This is a genomic window from Candidatus Pelagibacter sp. (assembly GCF_965262185.1).
GTDB lineage: Bacteria > Pseudomonadota > Alphaproteobacteria > Pelagibacterales > Pelagibacteraceae > Pelagibacter.
Window position 1 is genome coordinate 931516 of the sequence record NZ_OZ253498.1, and the last position, 18287, is coordinate 949802.

The following is an 18287-nucleotide window of genomic DNA, read 5'->3' on the forward strand; positions in this document are numbered from 1 at the left end:
CAAAAAAAAAATGAAAGAGCAGCTTTTACAATTAATAAAAGATTGGTTTAATGAACCAGTGGTTTTAGTTTCTTTATCATTAATTATAATTTCTAATATAATCGTATGAGCAAAGAAGGAAGTCTAGACGCCCCAATTCGTCACCCTATTGATTTTGAGCATCCAGATTTTTTAAATACTGAAAAATTAGATGCAGAAATGCGAAGAGTGTTTGATATTTGCCATGGATGTCGAAGATGTTTTAATCTTTGTGATTCCTTTCCAAAATTATTCGATATGATTGATGAGTCTGAAAATGAAGACGTAGAAAGTTTAAAAAGTGAGCAATTTGCTCCGGTTGTTGATGCCTGTACTCTTTGCGACATGTGTTTTATGACCAAATGTCCTTATGTACCTCCTCATGATTTTGATCTTGATTTCCCTCATTTAATGTTGAGGTACAGAACGGCACAGAAAAAATTAGGTAAATTACCAAGTGTTCCAATGCAATTAGCCCAAATAGATAGAAACGCAAAAATTGGGGTTTTATTTTCTAAAATAATTAATTGGGCATCAGATATAAAAAATAAGTTGTTTAGAAAAATATTAGAGGTAGTTGCGGGTATCGATAAAAGGGTTCAACTTCCAAAATATAATTCAGAAACTTTTTCTAACTTTTTTATGAAAAATAATGACAAAATAAACTACGAGACAAAAACTAATGATAGAAAAGTTGTAATTTATTCTACCTGTTTTGTTAACTTTAATAAAAAAAATACCGGTGTTGCAGCTTTAAAAGTTCTAAAGAAAAATGGTGTAGAAGTTCAAGAAGCCTATCCTGGATGTTGTGGAATGCCATTCTTAGAGCAAGCTGATCTTCCTAAAGTTGTGGAACAGGCTAAAAAAGTTTCTAAAGATTTAGTTGAATGGATTAACAAAGGTTACAAAGTTGTTACATTAACCGCTAGTTGTGGTTTAATGTTAAAATTTGAATGGCCATTGCTTTTACCTAATGATGATAAAATAAAAAAATTATCTGCAAACGTTATGGATATTGATGAGTATGTTGTTGATATTGCAAACAATGAGGGATTAGCAGATGGTTTACAAGAAATAGATGGTGGAGTGACAGTGCACCATGCGTGTCACGCAAGAGCACAAAATATGGGTATCAAAGCAAGAGATATGCTTAAACTTATCCCAAATGTTAAAATTGATGTTGTTGAGAAGTGTGCTGGGCATGGAGGAACTTTTGGTGTGATGAAAGAAACACATGATCTAGCTAATAGAGTAGGAAGACCTACTGCAAGACAAATTAAAACAAAAAATAATAAGTATATGGCCTCTGATTGCCCTTTAGCGGGTAAACACTTAAAGCAGCTTGAAGTGGATACTAATATATCTAATGATGAGGCACTACATCCTATCGAATTGATGGCCAAAAGTTATAAGTTGTGATCATGCCAAGAGAAAAAAGAGAGATACAAAAAGAAGATATCATGCCATTAGATGTCTATATAAAAAATAGAAGAGAACTGAGAAAAAACATTGTTGATTTTAAAAAAAATAGAAGAATTGCATTAGGTCCTTATGCAACTTTTTATTTTGAAAGTTACGAGACAATGTTGGCTCAAGTTCAAGAAATGTTATATATTGAAAAAGGTGGAGATGAACAACTTAAAGATGAGTTGTCAGCATACAATCCTTTAATACCAAATGGTAAAGAATTAACAGCTACATTGATGTTTGAAATAGACAACCCTATATCACGTGCGGCTTTCCTTGGAAGAGTAGGTGGAATTGAAGATACTGTTTTTATGAAAATTAATGGAGAAAAAATAAAAGCTATACCAGAGGAAGATGTTGATAGAACATCATCTGAAGGAAAAGCTTCTTCAGTTCAATTTATTCATTTTAATTTTTCAGATGACCAAATAGCCAAATTCAAATCTGAAGAAACTGAAGTTGAAATAGGAATAGATCATAAAGAATATTCCCATACTACTAAGTTGTCTGCAGAGAATAAAAAGTCACTTTCGGCTGATTTTAGTTAATTAAACCCCCAAATATTATCTGTTTTAATCCAACCTTGAAATTCTTCAGTGGTTACTTTACACCATTCTTGCTCACATTTTTCTAATATTAGTAACCTACCTTCCTTAATAAGAGCAATTGGTTTTGCAAAAGATGTAGGGTTTTTAAATAAAATTTTATCCTTGGTTGCTATTACAGAATTATTTTTTTTTAATTGAGATATATGTATCCACCCACCATTATTTTTAAAGTCTATAATCCTTCTGAAGTTTTCTTTTTTATCTATTTGTTTTAAAGGAAGGTTAATTTTTTTGTAAACGTATTTTACATCTGAATCAAAACTTGGACCGTACCTAACGTTTACTTTATTTTTTTTTAAAGAAACAAATATTTCATCAGCTGAACTTATTGAAATTGATAAGATAAAAATTAAAATTATTCTTATAATTAATTGCATAGACAGTTTTTTCTTTTTTTAATTTTTGCTTTTCTAAAATTTAAATTTAATAAATCAATAATTAAAATATAATTATTTAAACTTTGGCCTATATTTAAAATATTTTTTAAAATTTCATTAGCTTGCATCGTGCCAACTATTCCTGCTACAGTTCCCAGGATTCCTTCATATTCACAATTGAGTATTTCATCTGATATTTTTTCCTCTTGATAAAAACATCGTAGGCATGGTTCTTTTTTATTTTTGAAATTAAATGTAAAGATATGACCATCAAATTTACTTATAGCACCAGTTACCAAAAACTTTTTATACTTTAAACTTAAATCATTAATTAGAAATTTACTTTCAAAATTATCAGTTCCATCAACAATATAATCGTAATCTTTAATAATTTTTTGAAAATTAGATTTATTTAATTTGTAATTAAAAATTTTTATTTTTGTTAAAGAATTAATGTTGTTTAATTTTTTTTTAGCTATTTTGACTTTTAATTGATTTAAATCTTTCTCATTGAATAAACTCTGCCTATGAATATTTGAAAGGCTTATTCGATCATGATCTACAATTCCTAATGAACCAACCCCTGACCTAGTCAAGAATTCTGCTACTGGGCACCCAAGACCACCCATGCCTATTATTAATACTTTTGCATTTGTAATTTTATTTTGACCTAAAATACCAATATTTTTTAATATGATCTGTCTTGAAAAACGTTCGATTTGTTTTTTGTTTAATTTTTTGCTCATTTTCCTGTTGAGCCAAACCCGCCTTCGCCTCTAATTGTTTCTGGAAGCTCATCTGTTTCTTCAAAATTCATTTTTATCACTGGTGCGAGAACCATTTGAGCTATTCTGTCTTTATTGTTTATTAAAAAATCTTCTTTTCCGTGATTGTAAAGTATTACTTTTATCTCACCCCTGTAATCACTATCTATTGTTCCTGGTGTATTTAAAACACTAATATTATTTTTTGCTGCTAAACCTGATCTAGGTCGTATTTGAATTTCAAATTCATTTGAAAAAGCAACAGCAATTCCAGTTGGAACTAAACAAGAATTTTGGGATTTAAGTACAATAGGTTCTTTTATAAATGCCATAAGATCCATTCCCGAAGCCCCTTCTGTTTTGTAGGCAGGTAGCTCTATTGAAGGATCTAATTTTTTAACAAGGATTTTTGCCATTAATTTAATTGATCAATTATTCTATCAACTATTTCTTCAGAAATTTCAGATTTTCTTTTGTATGGTAGGACTTCACTTTTTAAAGATTTATTTTTGTAGTGGATTACAACTTCATTATAATCAGAGTTAAATCCAATATTTTTTTTAGAAACATCATTAGCAATTATCCAATCACAATTCTTTTTATTTAATTTTTCTTCTGCATTTTTAAAAACTTCGTTTGTTTCTGCTGCAAAACCAATCACAATTTCAGGCCTCATAGAATTATGATTTGATATATAATTTAAAATATCAATATTTTTTTCTAAATTTAAATTTAATGCTTCTTCTTTTTTTATTTTTGTTTGAGATTTATTTTTTACTTTAAAATCTGATACTGCTGCTGAAAAAATTGCTACATCTACAGGTAAATTCTCTTGTGTAGCAGCAAACATTTCATCTGCTGTTTCAACTTCAATGAGTTTAATATCTTTTTCTACTTCTAGATTAGTTGGTCCTGAAATCAGTGTTGTATCAAAACCTTTTTTGGATAGACATTTAGCTAGTTCGTATCCTTGTTTGCCACTTGATTTATTTGTTATAAAACGCACAGGGTCGATATACTCATTTGTTGGGCCCGCAGTAACTAAAGCTTTAAATTTTTTATTTTGACTTTGGTTTAAAAAAAATTGGTTTAACTCATCCGCAATTTTTAATGGTTCTGACATCTTACCTTCTCCGTATTCCCCGCATGCCATATCTCCTATTTCTGGACCAATAAACTTATAACCAAAATCTTTTAATTTTTTTAAATTAGTTTTTGTAGATTTATGCTCCCACATTCTAACATTCATCGCTGGTGCTAAATAAATTTGTTTATTTGAAGCAAGTATTACAGTAGAAGCCAAATCATCTGTAGTACCTTGTGCTAATTTTGAAATTGTATTTGCTGTAGTTGGTGCAACGATAACTACGTCTGCCCATCTAGAAAGTGAAATGTGATCCATTTCAGTTTCGTTTTCTAAGCTAAACAAATCACTATAAACTTTACCTTGAGATAATGATGCTACTGATAATGGAGTTACAAATTCTTTAGCACTAGAAGTAAGTATAGTTTTTATTTCTGCACCATTTTTTTTTAATAATCTAATCGTTTCAAGACTTTTATAAGCTGAAATACCACCACAAATAATAAAAAGAATTTTTTTGTTATTAAGATTTTTCATTTGCAGAATTAAAATACTATAAGACCAAAAATTACAAGAAGTAATAAACCAATAATAGATTGGTTTCTAAATGCTATCATTTCAGATTTTTTATCGTTTAAAGCTGTATAAGAATTGGAGTTTTGAGGAATTTGTCCGCTAGCTAAAAATGTTAGAGCTTGATTTGCTTTGTCCATGATTTCAGGTAACTCAGGTAATCTTTTAATTACTTCAGTGCTATTTTTAAGTGTTTCGTTAAAATTATTTATAGGATCTTTTGTTTCTCTTAACCAATTTTCAAGAACTGGTTTAGAGGTTGTCCAAATATTAGTGTTAGGATTTAATTTTCTTGCAACACCCTCAACTACAACCATTGTTTTTTGTAACATCAACAATTGAGGTTGAGTTTGCATATTGAATTTTTCTGTAACATCAAAAAGCTGTTTTAATAATTTTCCACCTGAAATATCTTTAACCTCTTGACCAAATATTGGCTCTCCTATTGACCTTAATGCTTGTGCTAGATCATCTATTGGCACATTTTTAGGGACTAATCCTGCTACTAAGTGAACCTCAGCAACTTTTTTATAATCTCTTTGTATAAATCCAAATAAAATTTCAGCTAAAAAACGTTTACTCATTTTGTCTAATCTACCCATTATGCCAAAATCTATTGGAGCTATTTGACCGCTATCATCAATAAATATATTTCCTTGGTGCATATCAGCATGAAAAAAACCATCCCTTACAGCATGTCTTAAAAAATGCTGGATAATATCCTCAGCAATTTTATTAGTATTTAAATTTCTTTTTTTCAGCTCTTCTGTTTCACGAATAGATACTCCGTCTATCCAATCTAATGTCATTACATTCTCACTAGTAAAGTTCCAATAAATTTCAGGAACTTTGAATCCAGCATCATTTTTTGTATTTTCTGCATATTCATTTGCGGCTGCTGCCTCAAACCTTAAATCCATTTCTAGGTTGGTTATTTCTTTCAACAAAAAAACAACTTCCACAAGTTTTAATCTTTTAGTTTTTTTTAAAAATGACTCAATGATAAATGCAAATAGCATCATCGCATCAATTTCTTCATTAAATATTTTTTTTATGTCTGGTCTTATAATTTTTATTGCTACATCTTTAATTGTACCATTGTCATTTATTTTAGCTTTATGAACTTGTGCTATTGATGCAGCAGCAACTGGCTCACTTAAATCAATAATAGAATTGTAAGCATCATTGCCTAAATCATTTTTAATTATTTCTTTTGCCTGATTAATAGAGAATGGTGGTACACGATCTTGTAATTTTTCCAGCTTTGTAGAGAGTTCTTCTCCTATAATATCAGGTCTAGTAGCTAAAAATTGACCTAATTTTATAAAAGTTGTACCCATCGACTCTAATGATTTTGAAAGTCTTTCACCATCATCTAGCGCATGATGACTTAATTCTTTTTTTTCAAAAGATATTGCTAATAGCTGAAATAAAATTGTGATCGCGACCGGTGGTTTTTTAAATTTAGAGGCAATATCTAAAATATCAGATTTTGCAATCTTTCTTCCTAATTTAAATAAAGTAATTAATTTTCTTAGCATTATATTTTCCAACCACTATGGATAGAAACTATACCACCTGAAAAGTTCCTATAATTACATTTTGTAAAATTATGCTTTTTCATTAAGTCAATTAATTCTTCCTGATTAATAAATTCTTCAATACTTTTTACTAAATATTCATATGGTTTTTTATCACCAACAATAAATTGACCAATATGAGGAATTATTTTTGAATAATTTTTATAAACAAAATCTAGGTTAGAGTTTTGAATTTTTGAAAATTCTAAACATAGAAATCTTCCGCCTGGTTTTAATACCCTATAAGCTTCAGATAGAGCTTTATCTAAATTCTTTGTATTTCTAAGACCAAAACTTATTGTGTAATAATCAAATTTGCTGTCTTGAAGCGGAAGCTTCTCAGCAGCTGCATTGATCCATTTTATATTTTTATAATTAGATAATTTTTGTTTGCCTTGATTAATCATACCTTTATTTGGATCTACACAAGTGACTTCTGACATTTGATTTGTACTATTCAAAAATAATTTACCGATATCTCCAGTTCCACAAGCAACATCTATTAACTTTCTATTTGGAGATGGTTTCATTATATTGATTAGACTTTTTTTCCAAAATCTATGAATGCCCAGTGACATGAAATCATTCATCAAGTCGTATTTACTATAAACTTGATCAAAAACACCTTCCACAAGGCCTTTTTTATTTTGAAGATATTGTTGCATAAAAAAATATATATTGAATATAGTGAGAAATGCCAGAATTACCAGAAGTAGAAATTGTTAGACAATCTTTAGACAAAAAAATTAAACAAAAAAGTATTAAAAAAGTAATTATTAGAAATAAAAATCTTAGGTTTCCACTTCCAAAAAATTTTAGTTCTTTTTTAATGAATAAAAAAATTATTAAAGTAGATAGATTTTCCAAGTATTTAATATTGAATTTTAAAAGTGGAGAGTTTTGTTTGATACATTTGGGCATGTCTGGAACCATACATATCATTGATAGTAAAAAAAAATTAAAATTTACTAATACTAGTTTTTATCATTCTCCTATATTACCAAAAAAACATAATCATATCGAATTAATATTTAATTCTTTGAAAGTAATTTATAATGACCCAAGAAGATTTGGTTTTTTTGAGTTAATAGAAAATAGTGAAAAATTAGAAAATAGATTTAAAAATTTGGGACCAGAACCATTCAATTTAAATTTTAATTTGAATTATGTTTTTAATTACTTCAAAGGAAAGAATAAAAATATTAAAACATTTTTATTAGATCAAAAATTTGTTTCTGGAATTGGGAATATTTATGCAAGTGAAATTTTATTTCTAAGTAAGATTTATCCATTTAAAAAAGCAAGTTTGTTAACTAGAGAAGATTGTAAAAAAATTATTTACTATTCAAAAAAAATTTTATTAAGAGCAATTAAAAAAGGTGGTTCAAGTATTAGAGATTTTAAGGATACGTTGGGATCTTCTGGAAACTATCAAAAAGAGTTTAAAGTATATCAGCAAGAAGGATTAAGATGTAAAACTATAGGATGTACCGATACTATACAGAAAAAAATTGTATCAAATAGATCTACTTTTTTTTGTAATTCCTGCCAAAATTAGCCAAATATTTAGTTGACCGTTTTCAGTTCTCAAGCTATACCCCTGCGCATGGCAAATACAAAATCAGCTATTAAACGTATAAGGCGTATTTCTAAACAAACAGCAGTTAATAAAGCTAGAAAAAGTAGATTTAGAAATGCATTAAAGAAAATGAACGCTTTAATTGATACCAAAAAGAAAGATGAAGCGTTAAAATTCTTACCTAAATTAAACTCTGAGTTGATGAAAATTGCAAAGACTGGTGTAATTAAAAAACAAAATGCATCAAGAAACGTTTCAAGAATAACTAAAAAGATTGCAGCAATTTAAAAACCTTAAGTTGTTTCGAAGATAAATTTCACACACACATTATATAAGATCTAAATACTTTCAAATTACTATATTTAGATTTAGTAAATCTTTGATCTTACACAATACAATCAATGTTTGATTCAATCTGTATTTGATTCAATCTAAAATTTTATTTTTAAGAAAATTTAAAACTAATTTAAAAATTTGTGTCCATAAAAAAAAATGATTGTGACAATAAATTCTACAATTGCAGATTTAATTTTTTTTTAATTTTAAATTTAATACTTGTTGCAAAATTTTTTAAATCGTTCTAACTGAGATCTTCCCTTAAGTTATGAATAAATCTTTTACAAATAAAAATATTAATAATTTTGCTTCAGAAGAGATCGATTGGCAACAAATTCAATCTGAAATGAAGAATAAATTAGGTTTGGAAATTTATGAAAGTTGGTTAAAAAAAATATCATTTCTTGAGGAGCATAATAATTATTTACTTTTATCTGTTCCAACTAGATTTATCAGAGACTGGATTACTTCGAGGTATTTAGACCAAATTCTGAAAATAATTAAATTGTATAAAAAAGATATAATTAGAATTGAATTTAAAATTATTGATCAAAAAGTTGATAAGGATTTAAAAGAAACAACAAATATTGAAAATACCCAAAATGAAAATGTTTCATTTATAAAAGACTCGTACCTTCAGTACAACCGAATAGATCCAAACAAACGATTTGATAACTTTATAACTGGATCAAGCAATAAACTTGCATATGAAGCTTCTACAAAGGTTACAGAAACTATCTCTCATTATAATCCACTCTATATCTATGGTGGTGTAGGAATGGGGAAAACTCACTTATTAAATTCTATTGGTTTTGAAATGAAGAAAAAAAATAAAGTGATGTTCATTTCTGCTGAACGTTTCATGTATCAGTTCGTAAAATCAATTAAATCAAATGATATGGTTAAGTTTAAAGAATATTTTAGAAATACTGATATTTTATTAATAGATGACATCCAGTTTATTAGCGGCAAAGAAGCAATGCAGGAAGAATTTTTTCATACATTCAATGCTTTGTTAGACAAAGGATCACAAATTATCGTGTCTGCTGATAGAGCACCTAATAAATTAATGCGAATTCAAGAGAGAATTAAGTCTAGATTTTCGGGGGGTTTCGTCGTTGACATTCAAAAACCTGATTTAGAATTACGAAAAAAAATAGTTCAAAAAAAAACAGAAGAATTAAACAATTTATATTCAGATCAGCTTGAAGTATCAAAAGACATACAAGATTTTATCAGCAATGAGATTTCTGGAAGTGTTAGAGAATTAGTTGGAGCAGTTAATAGAATAGTATCATTTTCAAGAATTTATAATAAAGTTCCAAATTTATCTGAAACTAAAGTGGTATTAAAAGATCTTTTAAATATTTCAGAAAATAAAGTAACAATAGATTTAATACAGACTATTGTGTGTAAGTTTTTCAAGATAAGCAAAAATGAAATGCTTTCTTCAAGAAGATCAAGATATCTTGTAAGACCAAGACAGACAGCAATTTACTTAACTAAAATTTTAACTTCAAAATCATTACCAGAAATAGGTAGAGAGTTCTCGAATAGAGACCACACAACAATTATCCACTCTGTTAAAACAATCGAGAAAATCAAAGAAAAAGATCCAGAAATGGTAGATAATATTAATAAACTTAAAAATCAGATATTATACAATAACAAAGAAAATGAAATTTAACGTCAACCAACAAGATCTCCAGCAAGCACTAAATTATTGTCAGGGTGTAATTGAAAAAAGAAGCACCTTACCAATTTTATCTAATATTCTATTAGATGCCAGTAATTCTAAATTAACGATTACTGCTACAGATCTTGATTTGATTTTTATACATCAGCTTAATAATGTTGAAATTCTGGATGAAGGAAAAACAACAACAACGTCGTCAATTATGTATGACATAATCAGAAAATTAACATCAGGAAAAAAAATTAACCTTACTCTTACCGATATAAGTAAATTACAAGTAGAATCGGAAAAATCAATTTTTAATTTAAATTGTATCAGTGCTACCGAGTTTCCATTGACTGATGAAAACTTTAATGAAAATGAATTTACAATAAAATCAAAACAATTATTGAAGCTTCTAAATAAATGTAAGTTTTCTGTTTCAAATGATGAAACTCGACATTATTTAAGTGGTATTTATTTTCACCAAACCGAAGTTGAGGATAAAAATTATTTAACAGCTGTTGCTACGGACAGTCACAGAATGTCGATTTCAAAAATCAGACTAGATGAAAAAATTGAATTTGATCCTATTATACTTCCTAAAAAAACAATTTTTCAACTTTGTTCACTGTTAGATAGTTATGATGGTGATGTAAAAGTATCAAATCTAAAGTCAAAAATTAAGTTTGAGCTAAATAATAGTATTTTAATTTCAAAACTTATTGATGGAAAATTCCCGAATTACATTCAGGTAATTCCTAAAAATAATCAAAAAAAATTAGAAATTGATTTAAAACTTTTCTTAAACTCAGTTGATAGAGTAGCTTCCGTATCTCTGGATAAAAAAGATGGTGTAAAATTTAATTTATCAAATGATACTCTTAATCTTTCGGTAAATAATACTAATAGTGGAGACGGACAAGAAACATTAAATGTTAAATTTGATCACGACTTAGAAATAAGTTTTAACTCCAGATATTTGATTGATGTAGCTTCACAATTAGATGGTGATAGAGTCGAAATCTTCTTTAATGATACTGGTTCACCAGCTTTAATAAAAGATCCAGGCGATTTTGATAGTATTTATGTTGTGATGCCAATGAAGGGTTAATTTATTAAATCTAATTCTTGATAGATATTTTTTTCTAGAGTTTTTAAAAATTCATTTTTTTCTAGTCCAGCTGAAATAGGTTTTAATATTGATATAGTAATTGTTCTATTGCTATTTTTTTCACCTTTTTTTGGCCATACGTAACCAGAGTTTATGGCTACTGGTAAACAATTTATTTTTAATTCTTCATATATCCTTGAGGCTCCTTTTTTAAATGGTGTTCTATCGTCAGGTAATACCCTGGTACCTTGAGGAAAAATAATTAATGGACGATTTGATTGTGATATTGTTTTTGAAATATCATTAAAAAAACCCAAATTATCTTTAGTTGTTTTATTTCTATTTATTGAAATTGATCCTATTTTTTTTAAATACCAACCAAATATTGGAATTTGAAGAAGCTCTTTCTTTAAAATAAAAACTGGTGAATTAAAAATAGTTTGCAAATAAAAAGTTTCAAACATTGATTGATGAGATGCAGCAATAAAAAATTTATCCTCTTTGATTATATTTTCTTCACCTTTGATAAGGATTTTTACTGAAAGGATAAACCTTAAGCAAATACCAGTCCAATAGCCCATTAATTTGCCACCAATTAAAACAATTTTTCTTGGTAGAAAAAAAGAAGGTAAAAAAATTACAGAAATAAAAATAATTCCAGTAAAAAAAAATATTGAAAATAAAATGTTTCTTATCATTGTCTCAAAAGCTAAATTAAATCTTTATGCTTTTGTCTTTTTCTAATTATTTTTATTTTGTTGTTTTTAATTAATATTTCTAATGGTTTTGTTCTTAAATTATAATTTGAACTTAGTGACATTCCGTAAGCACCAACATCACATATTGCAACATAGTCCTTTTCTTGAAGTTCTTGAAAGTTTTTAATAGTTACAAACTTGTCTGTACTTTCACATATAGGTCCTACAAATTCATAAGTTTTTTTGGAAACTTTTCCAGATTTAATAACAGGTAAAGTTTTATGAATTGCACCATATAATGCTGGTCTCATCAAATCATTCATTGCTGCATCTAATATAATGAATTTTTTACTTTCACTATCTTTTATGTAAATTACTTTTGTAATTAATGTTCCAGAATTTCCTATTATAGATCTTCCTGGTTCAAATATAATTTTACATTTTTTATTTTTTAAAAATTTTTTAATAGCTAAATTATATTTTTTATAATTAAGTTTTTTATTTTTCTCTGTGTAAGAAATTCCCATACCACCACCTAAATCGATGTATTCAAATTCATGAGATGTTTTCTTTAAAATATTATCGACTACTTTAAGCATTTTTTCATAAGGCTTATGATCTAAAATTTGGCTTCCAATATGAACACTAAGGCAATTAAGATTTATATTTTGTGAACTTTTGCAATAATCAATTATTTCATAAAATGTTTTTTCATTTACACCAAACTTATTCTCTTTTTTACCGGTCGAAATTTGGCTTAATGTTTTTGCATCAGTATTAGGATTTAATCTTAAACCAATTTTCACAATTTTATTTTTTTGTCTAGCCACTCTATTTATTTCTACTACTTCACTTTTCGACTCTGCGTTAATTAGTAAAATTTTTTTATCTATTGCGTAACTTATTTCATTTGTAGTTTTACCAACTCCTGAAAAGACAATTTTTTTTGGACTAATACCTGCTTTAAGGGCCATCATCATTTCACCAACAGATACTACATCAGCTCCAAAACCAAATTTTGATATCTCATTTATTAAATTTACATTGGTATTTGATTTAACCGCGAAACATATCAATGGTGATATTGATTTAAAATTTTTTTTAAAATTTAATATATTTTCTTTTAATGTTGAGTATGAATAGCAATATGTTGGTGTACCATATTTTTTCGCAATCTTTAGAAAGTTAACTTTATCAATAGATAATTTTTTATTTATGTATTTCATTACACTCTATTTTTAGAGAATAGATTTAAATAAACTTTGTTTTTGTCTTCTTGGTATACAGGGTCACCTTTCTTGCCACATGAAAATAACAGTAGCAACATAACCAACATAAATGTGATTTTTTTTATCATTTTAGTTTCTTATATTTAGTTATCATTTTTTTAATATTTTCAAAAGAAGTTCCCCCAAATGATTTTTTTGAATTTATAGAGCTTTTTAAATTGAAAATTTCCAAAACTTTTTCTGTCAATTTTGGTTCAATTTTTTTGAGTTCGTTTAAAGTTAATTCGTTTAAATTTTTCTTTCTTTTTTCAGCCATGTTAACAATAGCAGCCGTTTTTTGATATGCCTTTCTAAATGACATGTTGTGTTCTCTAACTAAATAATCAGCTAGATCTGTTGCCGTAATATGACCTGTATTTGCAAGCTCAAGCATTTTCTTTTTATTCGCACTGCAATTTTTTAAAACTTCATTAAATATTTTTAAGCAATTTATGAGAGTGTCATTAGAATTAAAAACTAATTCTTTATCATCCTGTAAATCTTTAAAATAGGATATTGGCAAGCCCTTTAGTATAGTTAGCATAGAAAAAAAATTTCCATAAGAAACACCAGTTTTTCCTCTTAGATATTCTAGAAGATCAGGGTTCTTTTTTTGAGGCATAATTGAAGAGCCTGTAACAACTTTATCTGACAAGTTGATTAAGTTAAATCCATCTGAATTCCATATAATTAATTCCTCTGCAATTCTAGAAATATGCATTGAACATACTGAAACAGCATAAAGAAAATCGAGCACAAAGTCTCTATCTGAAACTGTATCTATTGAATTATTGGTTGGTCTTTTAAATCCAAGTTTTTTAGATGTAAAATTTCTATCTATATTAAATGAAGTGCCTGATAGAGCCGCTACACCTAATGGACTTTCATCTAAACTATCTAAATTGTTTAAAAATCTTTTTTTATCTCTGGTAAACATTTCCACATAAGCCATTAAATAATGGCCAAATGATATAGCTTGAGCATTTTTAAGATGAGTGAATCCTGGCATAATAGTCTCAACATTTTTTTCAGCCAGTTTAATTGTACTTTTGATTACTTTATCTATATTGTTATTAATATCTTTTGTTGCAGTTTTAATCCAAATTTTAAAATCAGTTATTACCTGATCATTTCTTGATCTAGCTGTATGAATGTATCCAGCTTCATCACCAATTATTTGAAACAATCTTTTCTCTATATTCATATGAATGTCTTCATATTTTTTATTAAATTCAAATTTTTTGCGAGTTATTTCTTTATAAATTTTATTTAGACCATAAATAATTTTATTTTTTATTTTAAAGGAAATTATCTTTTGTCTAAAAAGCATTTCAACATGTGCAATGGATCCTTGGATGTCTTCTTTATAAAGTCTCTTGTCTATATCAATAGAATTACCAACTTTTTGAAATAGGTTTGACGCCTCTTTTTGTATTCGCGTGTTCCATATTGCTTGGTTGTTTTTATTTTTTGCCATGATATTTAGTTATACCTAATTAATATGAGAATTTTAGCATTATTTATTTTTTTAATTACAACTGCAGAAGCTAGTGATTTACCGAACATTAAAAATATTGTTATTCATAAAGTTCCAAAAACGTATGAAAACGTATTTTTTTTAAATAAAAAAAATGAAAAAATTAAAATTAATGATTTCAAAGGAAAATTGTTAGTTTTAAATTTTTGGGCTACCTGGTGTCCCCCATGCAAAGAAGAGATGCCTTCATTAGACAATATGCAAGCAAATTCATCACTTAATAATTTAAAAGTTTTTCCTATTAATATTGGGAAAGAAAAACTAAATAAAGTTGAAGAATTTTTTGTAAAATTAAACTTAAAAAATTTGGAACCTTTTTTTGATCCAGAAGTAACTTTAGCTAAAACTTTTTCTCTAAGAGGAGTTCCAACATCAATATTTATAAATAAAGAAGGTGAGGAATTTGCAAGGGTTCTTGGTGACTTAGACTTTAATAACAAAGATTTTTTAAAGTGGATTGAGAAATATAATTAGTTTTTAAAAAAATATGCGAAAGCTACCAAAACAAGTATAGCCACAAATTGCAGTAGAACTCTAAGCTGCATTAGTTTATTTGAATATTTTTTACTTGTTTCTCCACCTTTAAATAAAGTTCCAATACCCAAAACCAAAACTATTCCAACTGCTATTAAAAGAGCGATAGATAAAATTTTAACTAATATTCCAGAAAACATATTATTATTGTAGTGTGTTTTTAAAAATAAAAAACATAATAAATCATCTATGACATTTTGCCTTAATTCAATCATCATCAAACCAGAAGAAGGAACAGAAATTAAGAATGCGATAATTTTACTTCATGGGTATGGTGGAGATGGAAAAGACATAAGTATGTTAACTTTAAATTGGAAAAGACATCTGCCAAACACTATTTTTATTTGTCCTAATGGACATGAAAAGTGTGCAATTAATCCATCAGGATATCAATGGTTTGATTTAACTAAAGAAGATCCATCTTATATTCTTGAAGAATCAATTAAAGCTGAAAATGTTATTAAAAAATTTATTGAGGAAGTTAAAACTGAATACAACTTATCAAATCAACAAATTTGTTTATCAGGCTTTAGCCAGGGCTGCATGATGTCTTTGAATGTTGGTCTTACTTCAAACGAAAAATTTTTATGTGTTGTAGGATTTTCTGGAAAGATAATAGATCAAATTAATTTAAAAAATAGAATCAATAACAGCACTGATACATTATTAATACATGGTGATGCTGATCAAATTGTTCCATCAACACATTTACTTGAAGCTAAAGATTTTTTAATCCGAAATAATATTCCAGTTGAAACGTTATTAATAAAAAATTGTGATCATCACATTCCTATTGAGGCATCAAGTACAGCTTTAAATTATATTTTAAAAAAAATTTAACATCTGATCATATTGATTATGATGTTAAACTAAGTTAATGTTTAATAGTGAATAATTTTATTGAACAAGATGTATCATTAGAAAAATGTCCTGCATTAGTTCTAAACGCTGATTATAGACCTCTTAGCTATTACCCACTATCATTATGGTCATGGCAAGACACTGTGAAATCAGTTTTTCTTGATAGAGTTATAATTGTAAGTAATTACGATAGAACTATCAGAAGCCCTTCATTTAATATGAAGCTACCAAGTGTTATAGCTTTAAAAGACTATATTGTTCCTCAAACGAAACCAAGTTTTACTAGATTTAACGTTTTTTTAAGAGATAAATTCTCTTGTCAATATTGTGGAAGTAATGAGGAACTTACTTTTGATCATTTGCTTCCTAGATCTAAAGGTGGAGAGACAAATTGGGACAATGTTGTTACAGCTTGTTCAGCTTGTAATGTAAAAAAAGGTGGAAAATTATTAAAACATTCAGGAATGAAATTAAATCAATATCCATTCAGACCTTCAACAGAAGATTTACATAAAAATGGCAAGAACTTTCCTCCTAATTTTTTACATAAAAGTTGGATGGATTATTTGTATTGGGATGTTGAATTAGAAAACTAAATTTTTTCAGAAATATTAATTGCAATTTTAGAACCAGTTTTAATTATTTTATCTAAAATACTATAAGGTCCCTTTTTAGTTGCGCCTTTTTCATAAGCGATATCTTTATGATTAAGCTCATCTTCTCTAAATTTTGTAATTTTGTTTTTGAGAAATTTTTCATCTTCATCTAATTGATTAATTTGATTTAAGTAGTGTTCATCAATTACTTCCTCTACAGACGCCGTGCATAGCATGGCTGCTTTTTTCCCTAACAAAGTAGAACCAAATCCTAAACCAACACCTAGTAAATCCCAAAGTGGCAAAAATTTTGTAGGAGCAATGTTTCTTTTCTTAATTTCGTGTTCAAAGAACTCGCTATGTTCCTTTTCATGAATTTTCATATCTTCTATAATTTTTTTCAAACCTTCATCTTTTACAAATGTGTTTAAAGCTAATAATTGACCTTCATATATTTTAACTGCTCCACGCTCACCAGCATGATCTACCCTTATAAATTCTTCAATTTTTTTTTTACTTACTTTTGGCATAGTTTAAATAAATCTTTAATGTATTGATTGCAATTAGTATAGAAATTACAATATTATAAGTTGTAAGAGATAATCCAAAAATTTTAAATGTTACATCTTTGCAGCTCACTTTTTTTTCTTGCAATTGTTTTAAAATTTCTTCTTTAGAAGTTACTCCAGAGCCATTTTTCAGGTCACAAACTAAAGATTCTTCAATAAACCCCTGTTCTATTCCAAAATGATAAACTGACAAGATAGTAGCTGTTAAAAAAACTATTATCAATAAAACTAAAAATAGTTTCTCAAACTGAGAAAATTTATAATTCAAGAGTATAATTACTATTGCAACTACATATGGAATTCTCTCTAAAATACAAAGATTACATGGTTGATGACCTAAAACATACTCAATAAAAAACGCTGATATTAAAGCAATGAAACTGACAAATAAAATTAGATTAAGCAATAATGATTTGTTATTAAGCATTAAATTTAAAAATTAAAAATATAATTCCTAATACTATAACTATTAAAATTCCAATTATAGTGAACCATTTTGAACCATGCTTCTCCATGAATTCAGTAAATAAGTCACCAAATTTATAAGATAAATAAGCAACAATAAAAAATCTAAGACTTCTCGAGATTAAACTTACAACAATAAATACAGGTAAACTAAAACCAACAACACCGCTAGCAATAGTGAATGCTTTATAGGGAAGTGGAGTAAATCCAGCTAGAAAAAGAATACTTAGCCAGGCAAAAAAACCTGATCCTTGAGACAAACTTGTCTTCAAATTTTCTACTTTATTTTCATAACCATAAAATTCAATTACATGAATAGCTAAATCATAAAACAAATAACCTAGTAAATATCCAAAAATTCCACCTAAAACTGAAAATAAAGATGCGATTAAAAATATTTTAAAATATTCTTTTTTTTTAGCAATCACCATAGGAATAATCATTACATCTGGAGGTATCGGAAAAAACGAACTTTCAGTGAAGGAAACAATTCCTAAGTACAAATTTGAACTTTTGTGAGCAGCTAAATTTAAACACTTTTTATAAAGACTTTGGAACATTTTTTGGTTTTAATATAATTTTAG

22 protein-coding genes are annotated in these 18287 nt (G+C 27.5%); 9 read left to right on the forward strand and 13 right to left on the reverse strand.

Going from position 1 to position 18287, the window contains the following annotated elements:
• Nucleotides 1-105: 105 nt before the first annotated feature.
• Both ACQY31_RS05200 and ACQY31_RS05205 read left to right on the forward strand, forming a co-directional pair.
• Nucleotides 106-1437 (forward strand): (Fe-S)-binding protein, encoded by a 1332-nt coding sequence (locus ACQY31_RS05200; RefSeq protein ID WP_428079167.1) that lies wholly within the window; start codon nucleotides 106-108, stop codon nucleotides 1435-1437.
• A 2-nt stretch (nucleotides 1438-1439) separates the two neighbouring features.
• On the forward strand, nucleotides 1440-2033 hold the full coding sequence (locus ACQY31_RS05205) for a DUF3501 family protein (protein ID WP_428079169.1): 594 nt from the start codon (nucleotides 1440-1442) through the stop codon (nucleotides 2031-2033).
• Here the strand turns inward: ACQY31_RS05205 and ACQY31_RS05210 are convergent.
• Genes ACQY31_RS05210 through ubiE form a run of 6 tightly spaced genes read right to left on the reverse strand, consistent with a single transcriptional unit; the run spans nucleotide 2030 to nucleotide 7136 of the window.
• Nucleotides 2030-2470, reverse strand: a complete 441-nt coding sequence (locus ACQY31_RS05210; protein ID WP_428079170.1) for an SH3 domain-containing protein — start codon at nucleotides 2468-2470, stop codon at nucleotides 2030-2032. The two genes, ACQY31_RS05205 and ACQY31_RS05210, sit on opposite strands and share 4 nt — an antisense overlap.
• On the reverse strand, nucleotides 2461-3216 hold the full coding sequence (locus ACQY31_RS05215) for a HesA/MoeB/ThiF family protein (protein WP_428079172.1): 756 nt from the start codon (nucleotides 3214-3216) through the stop codon (nucleotides 2461-2463). Before ACQY31_RS05215 ends, ACQY31_RS05210 begins: the two co-directional genes overlap by 10 nt.
• Nucleotides 3213-3650 carry a dUTP diphosphatase gene (dut, locus tag ACQY31_RS05220; RefSeq protein ID WP_428079174.1) on the reverse strand — a complete coding sequence of 146 codons (438 nt, stop codon included), beginning with the start codon at nucleotides 3648-3650 and terminating at the stop codon, nucleotides 3213-3215. The genes ACQY31_RS05215 and dut overlap by 4 nt, the downstream gene beginning before the upstream one ends.
• Nucleotides 3650-4855 carry a bifunctional phosphopantothenoylcysteine decarboxylase/phosphopantothenate--cysteine ligase CoaBC gene (coaBC, locus tag ACQY31_RS05225; RefSeq protein ID WP_428079176.1) on the reverse strand — a complete coding sequence of 402 codons (1206 nt, stop codon included), beginning with the start codon at nucleotides 4853-4855 and terminating at the stop codon, nucleotides 3650-3652. The genes dut and coaBC overlap by 1 nt, the downstream gene beginning before the upstream one ends.
• A gap of 8 nt (nucleotides 4856-4863) precedes the next feature.
• Nucleotides 4864-6432, reverse strand: coding sequence for a 2-polyprenylphenol 6-hydroxylase (ubiB, locus tag ACQY31_RS05230; RefSeq protein ID WP_428079177.1), 1569 nt, complete (start codon nucleotides 6430-6432; stop codon nucleotides 4864-4866).
• Nucleotides 6432-7136, reverse strand: coding sequence for a bifunctional demethylmenaquinone methyltransferase/2-methoxy-6-polyprenyl-1,4-benzoquinol methylase UbiE (gene ubiE / locus ACQY31_RS05235; protein ID WP_428079179.1), 705 nt, complete (start codon nucleotides 7134-7136; stop codon nucleotides 6432-6434). Before ubiE ends, ubiB begins: the two co-directional genes overlap by 1 nt.
• Before the next feature lie 29 nt (nucleotides 7137-7165).
• Between ubiE and mutM the strand changes: the two genes are divergently transcribed.
• From mutM to dnaN, 4 genes are all read left to right on the forward strand, one after another.
• Nucleotides 7166-8029, forward strand: coding sequence for a bifunctional DNA-formamidopyrimidine glycosylase/DNA-(apurinic or apyrimidinic site) lyase (gene mutM / locus ACQY31_RS05240; protein ID WP_428079180.1), 864 nt, complete (start codon nucleotides 7166-7168; stop codon nucleotides 8027-8029).
• A 48-nt stretch (nucleotides 8030-8077) separates the two neighbouring features.
• Nucleotides 8078-8338, forward strand: a complete 261-nt coding sequence (gene rpsT, locus ACQY31_RS05245) for a 30S ribosomal protein S20 (RefSeq protein ID WP_262590084.1) — start codon at nucleotides 8078-8080, stop codon at nucleotides 8336-8338.
• Nucleotides 8339-8654: 316 nt separating this feature from the next.
• Nucleotides 8655-10073, forward strand: a complete 1419-nt coding sequence (gene dnaA, locus ACQY31_RS05250) for a chromosomal replication initiator protein DnaA (RefSeq protein WP_428079181.1) — start codon at nucleotides 8655-8657, stop codon at nucleotides 10071-10073.
• Nucleotides 10063-11175, forward strand: a complete 1113-nt coding sequence (gene dnaN, locus ACQY31_RS05255) for a DNA polymerase III subunit beta (protein ID WP_428079183.1) — start codon at nucleotides 10063-10065, stop codon at nucleotides 11173-11175. Before dnaA ends, dnaN begins: the two co-directional genes overlap by 11 nt.
• Here the strand turns inward: dnaN and ACQY31_RS05260 are convergent.
• The 3 genes from ACQY31_RS05260 to argH all read right to left on the reverse strand — a co-directional run bounded on the left by ACQY31_RS05260 (nucleotide 11172) and on the right by argH (nucleotide 14618).
• Complete coding sequence (locus ACQY31_RS05260) at nucleotides 11172-11873, reverse strand: lysophospholipid acyltransferase family protein (RefSeq protein WP_428079185.1); 702 nt, start codon at nucleotides 11871-11873, stop codon at nucleotides 11172-11174. The two genes, dnaN and ACQY31_RS05260, sit on opposite strands and share 4 nt — an antisense overlap.
• An 11-nt stretch (nucleotides 11874-11884) precedes the next feature.
• Complete coding sequence (lysA, locus tag ACQY31_RS05265; protein WP_428079186.1) at nucleotides 11885-13099, reverse strand: diaminopimelate decarboxylase; 1215 nt, start codon at nucleotides 13097-13099, stop codon at nucleotides 11885-11887.
• 127 nt (nucleotides 13100-13226) lie between these two features.
• The gene (argH, locus tag ACQY31_RS05270) at nucleotides 13227-14618 is read right to left on the reverse strand and encodes an argininosuccinate lyase (RefSeq protein ID WP_428079188.1); all 1392 of its coding nucleotides are present in this window, start codon (nucleotides 14616-14618) and stop codon (nucleotides 13227-13229) included.
• A 24-nt stretch (nucleotides 14619-14642) separates the two neighbouring features.
• On the opposite strand from argH, the gene ACQY31_RS05275 reads away from it, so the two are divergent.
• Entirely contained in the window at nucleotides 14643-15152 is a 510-nt protein-coding gene (locus ACQY31_RS05275; RefSeq protein ID WP_428079190.1) for a TlpA family protein disulfide reductase, read from the forward strand.
• Here the strand turns inward: ACQY31_RS05275 and ACQY31_RS05280 are convergent.
• Nucleotides 15149-15352 (reverse strand): twin transmembrane helix small protein, encoded by a 204-nt coding sequence (locus tag ACQY31_RS05280; protein ID WP_262590092.1) that lies wholly within the window; start codon nucleotides 15350-15352, stop codon nucleotides 15149-15151. The genes ACQY31_RS05275 and ACQY31_RS05280 overlap by 4 nt on opposite strands.
• 49 nt (nucleotides 15353-15401) lie before the next feature.
• Here ACQY31_RS05280 and ACQY31_RS05285 point away from each other — a divergent pair, with 49 nt between their 5' ends.
• Together ACQY31_RS05285 and ACQY31_RS05290 are read left to right on the forward strand one after the other, a co-directional pair.
• On the forward strand, nucleotides 15402-16052 hold the full coding sequence (locus ACQY31_RS05285) for an alpha/beta hydrolase (RefSeq protein ID WP_428079193.1): 651 nt from the start codon (nucleotides 15402-15404) through the stop codon (nucleotides 16050-16052).
• A gap of 47 nt (nucleotides 16053-16099) precedes the next feature.
• Nucleotides 16100-16669 carry an HNH endonuclease gene (locus tag ACQY31_RS05290; RefSeq protein WP_428079195.1) on the forward strand — a complete coding sequence of 190 codons (570 nt, stop codon included), beginning with the start codon at nucleotides 16100-16102 and terminating at the stop codon, nucleotides 16667-16669.
• On the opposite strand, the gene ACQY31_RS05295 is transcribed toward ACQY31_RS05290, so the two are convergent.
• From ACQY31_RS05295 to ACQY31_RS05305, 3 genes are read right to left on the reverse strand one after another with little or no spacing between them, the layout of a single operon-like run.
• Complete coding sequence (locus ACQY31_RS05295) at nucleotides 16666-17199, reverse strand: demethoxyubiquinone hydroxylase family protein (RefSeq protein WP_428079197.1); 534 nt, start codon at nucleotides 17197-17199, stop codon at nucleotides 16666-16668. The two genes, ACQY31_RS05290 and ACQY31_RS05295, sit on opposite strands and share 4 nt — an antisense overlap.
• Nucleotides 17183-17665 carry a disulfide bond formation protein B gene (locus ACQY31_RS05300; protein ID WP_428079199.1) on the reverse strand — a complete coding sequence of 161 codons (483 nt, stop codon included), beginning with the start codon at nucleotides 17663-17665 and terminating at the stop codon, nucleotides 17183-17185. The genes ACQY31_RS05295 and ACQY31_RS05300 overlap by 17 nt, the downstream gene beginning before the upstream one ends.
• Nucleotides 17658-18263 carry a YqaA family protein gene (locus ACQY31_RS05305; RefSeq protein ID WP_428079200.1) on the reverse strand — a complete coding sequence of 202 codons (606 nt, stop codon included), beginning with the start codon at nucleotides 18261-18263 and terminating at the stop codon, nucleotides 17658-17660. The genes ACQY31_RS05300 and ACQY31_RS05305 overlap by 8 nt, the downstream gene beginning before the upstream one ends.
• Between the last annotated feature and the right edge of the window lie 24 nt (nucleotides 18264-18287).

Coding starts and splice junctions, on each gene's coding strand:
- ACQY31_RS05200 (WP_428079167.1), top strand. CDS start 106: ATGAGCAAAGAAGGAAGTCTAGACGCCCCAATTCGTCACCCTATTGAT.
- ACQY31_RS05205 (WP_428079169.1), top strand. CDS start 1,440: ATGCCAAGAGAAAAAAGAGAGATACAAAAAGAAGATATCATGCCATTA.
- ACQY31_RS05210 (WP_428079170.1), bottom strand. CDS start 2,470: ATGCAATTAATTATAAGAATAATTTTAATTTTTATCTTATCAATTTCA.
- ACQY31_RS05215 (WP_428079172.1), bottom strand. CDS start 3,216: ATGAGCAAAAAATTAAACAAAAAACAAATCGAACGTTTTTCAAGACAG.
- dut (WP_428079174.1), bottom strand. CDS start 3,650: ATGGCAAAAATCCTTGTTAAAAAATTAGATCCTTCAATAGAGCTACCT.
- coaBC (WP_428079176.1), bottom strand. CDS start 4,855: ATGAAAAATCTTAATAACAAAAAAATTCTTTTTATTATTTGTGGTGGT.
- ubiB (WP_428079177.1), bottom strand. CDS start 6,432: ATGCTAAGAAAATTAATTACTTTATTTAAATTAGGAAGAAAGATTGCA.
- ubiE (WP_428079179.1), bottom strand. CDS start 7,136: ATGCAACAATATCTTCAAAATAAAAAAGGCCTTGTGGAAGGTGTTTTT.
- mutM (WP_428079180.1), top strand. CDS start 7,166: ATGCCAGAATTACCAGAAGTAGAAATTGTTAGACAATCTTTAGACAAA.
- rpsT (WP_262590084.1), top strand. CDS start 8,078: ATGGCAAATACAAAATCAGCTATTAAACGTATAAGGCGTATTTCTAAA.
- dnaA (WP_428079181.1), top strand. CDS start 8,655: ATGAATAAATCTTTTACAAATAAAAATATTAATAATTTTGCTTCAGAA.
- dnaN (WP_428079183.1), top strand. CDS start 10,063: ATGAAATTTAACGTCAACCAACAAGATCTCCAGCAAGCACTAAATTAT.
- ACQY31_RS05260 (WP_428079185.1), bottom strand. CDS start 11,873: ATGATAAGAAACATTTTATTTTCAATATTTTTTTTTACTGGAATTATT.
- lysA (WP_428079186.1), bottom strand. CDS start 13,099: ATGAAATACATAAATAAAAAATTATCTATTGATAAAGTTAACTTTCTA.
- argH (WP_428079188.1), bottom strand. CDS start 14,618: ATGGCAAAAAATAAAAACAACCAAGCAATATGGAACACGCGAATACAA.
- ACQY31_RS05275 (WP_428079190.1), top strand. CDS start 14,643: ATGAGAATTTTAGCATTATTTATTTTTTTAATTACAACTGCAGAAGCT.
- ACQY31_RS05280 (WP_262590092.1), bottom strand. CDS start 15,352: ATGTTTTCTGGAATATTAGTTAAAATTTTATCTATCGCTCTTTTAATA.
- ACQY31_RS05285 (WP_428079193.1), top strand. CDS start 15,402: ATGACATTTTGCCTTAATTCAATCATCATCAAACCAGAAGAAGGAACA.
- ACQY31_RS05295 (WP_428079197.1), bottom strand. CDS start 17,199: ATGCCAAAAGTAAGTAAAAAAAAAATTGAAGAATTTATAAGGGTAGAT.
- ACQY31_RS05300 (WP_428079199.1), bottom strand. CDS start 17,665: ATGCTTAATAACAAATCATTATTGCTTAATCTAATTTTATTTGTCAGT.
- ACQY31_RS05305 (WP_428079200.1), bottom strand. CDS start 18,263: ATGTTCCAAAGTCTTTATAAAAAGTGTTTAAATTTAGCTGCTCACAAA.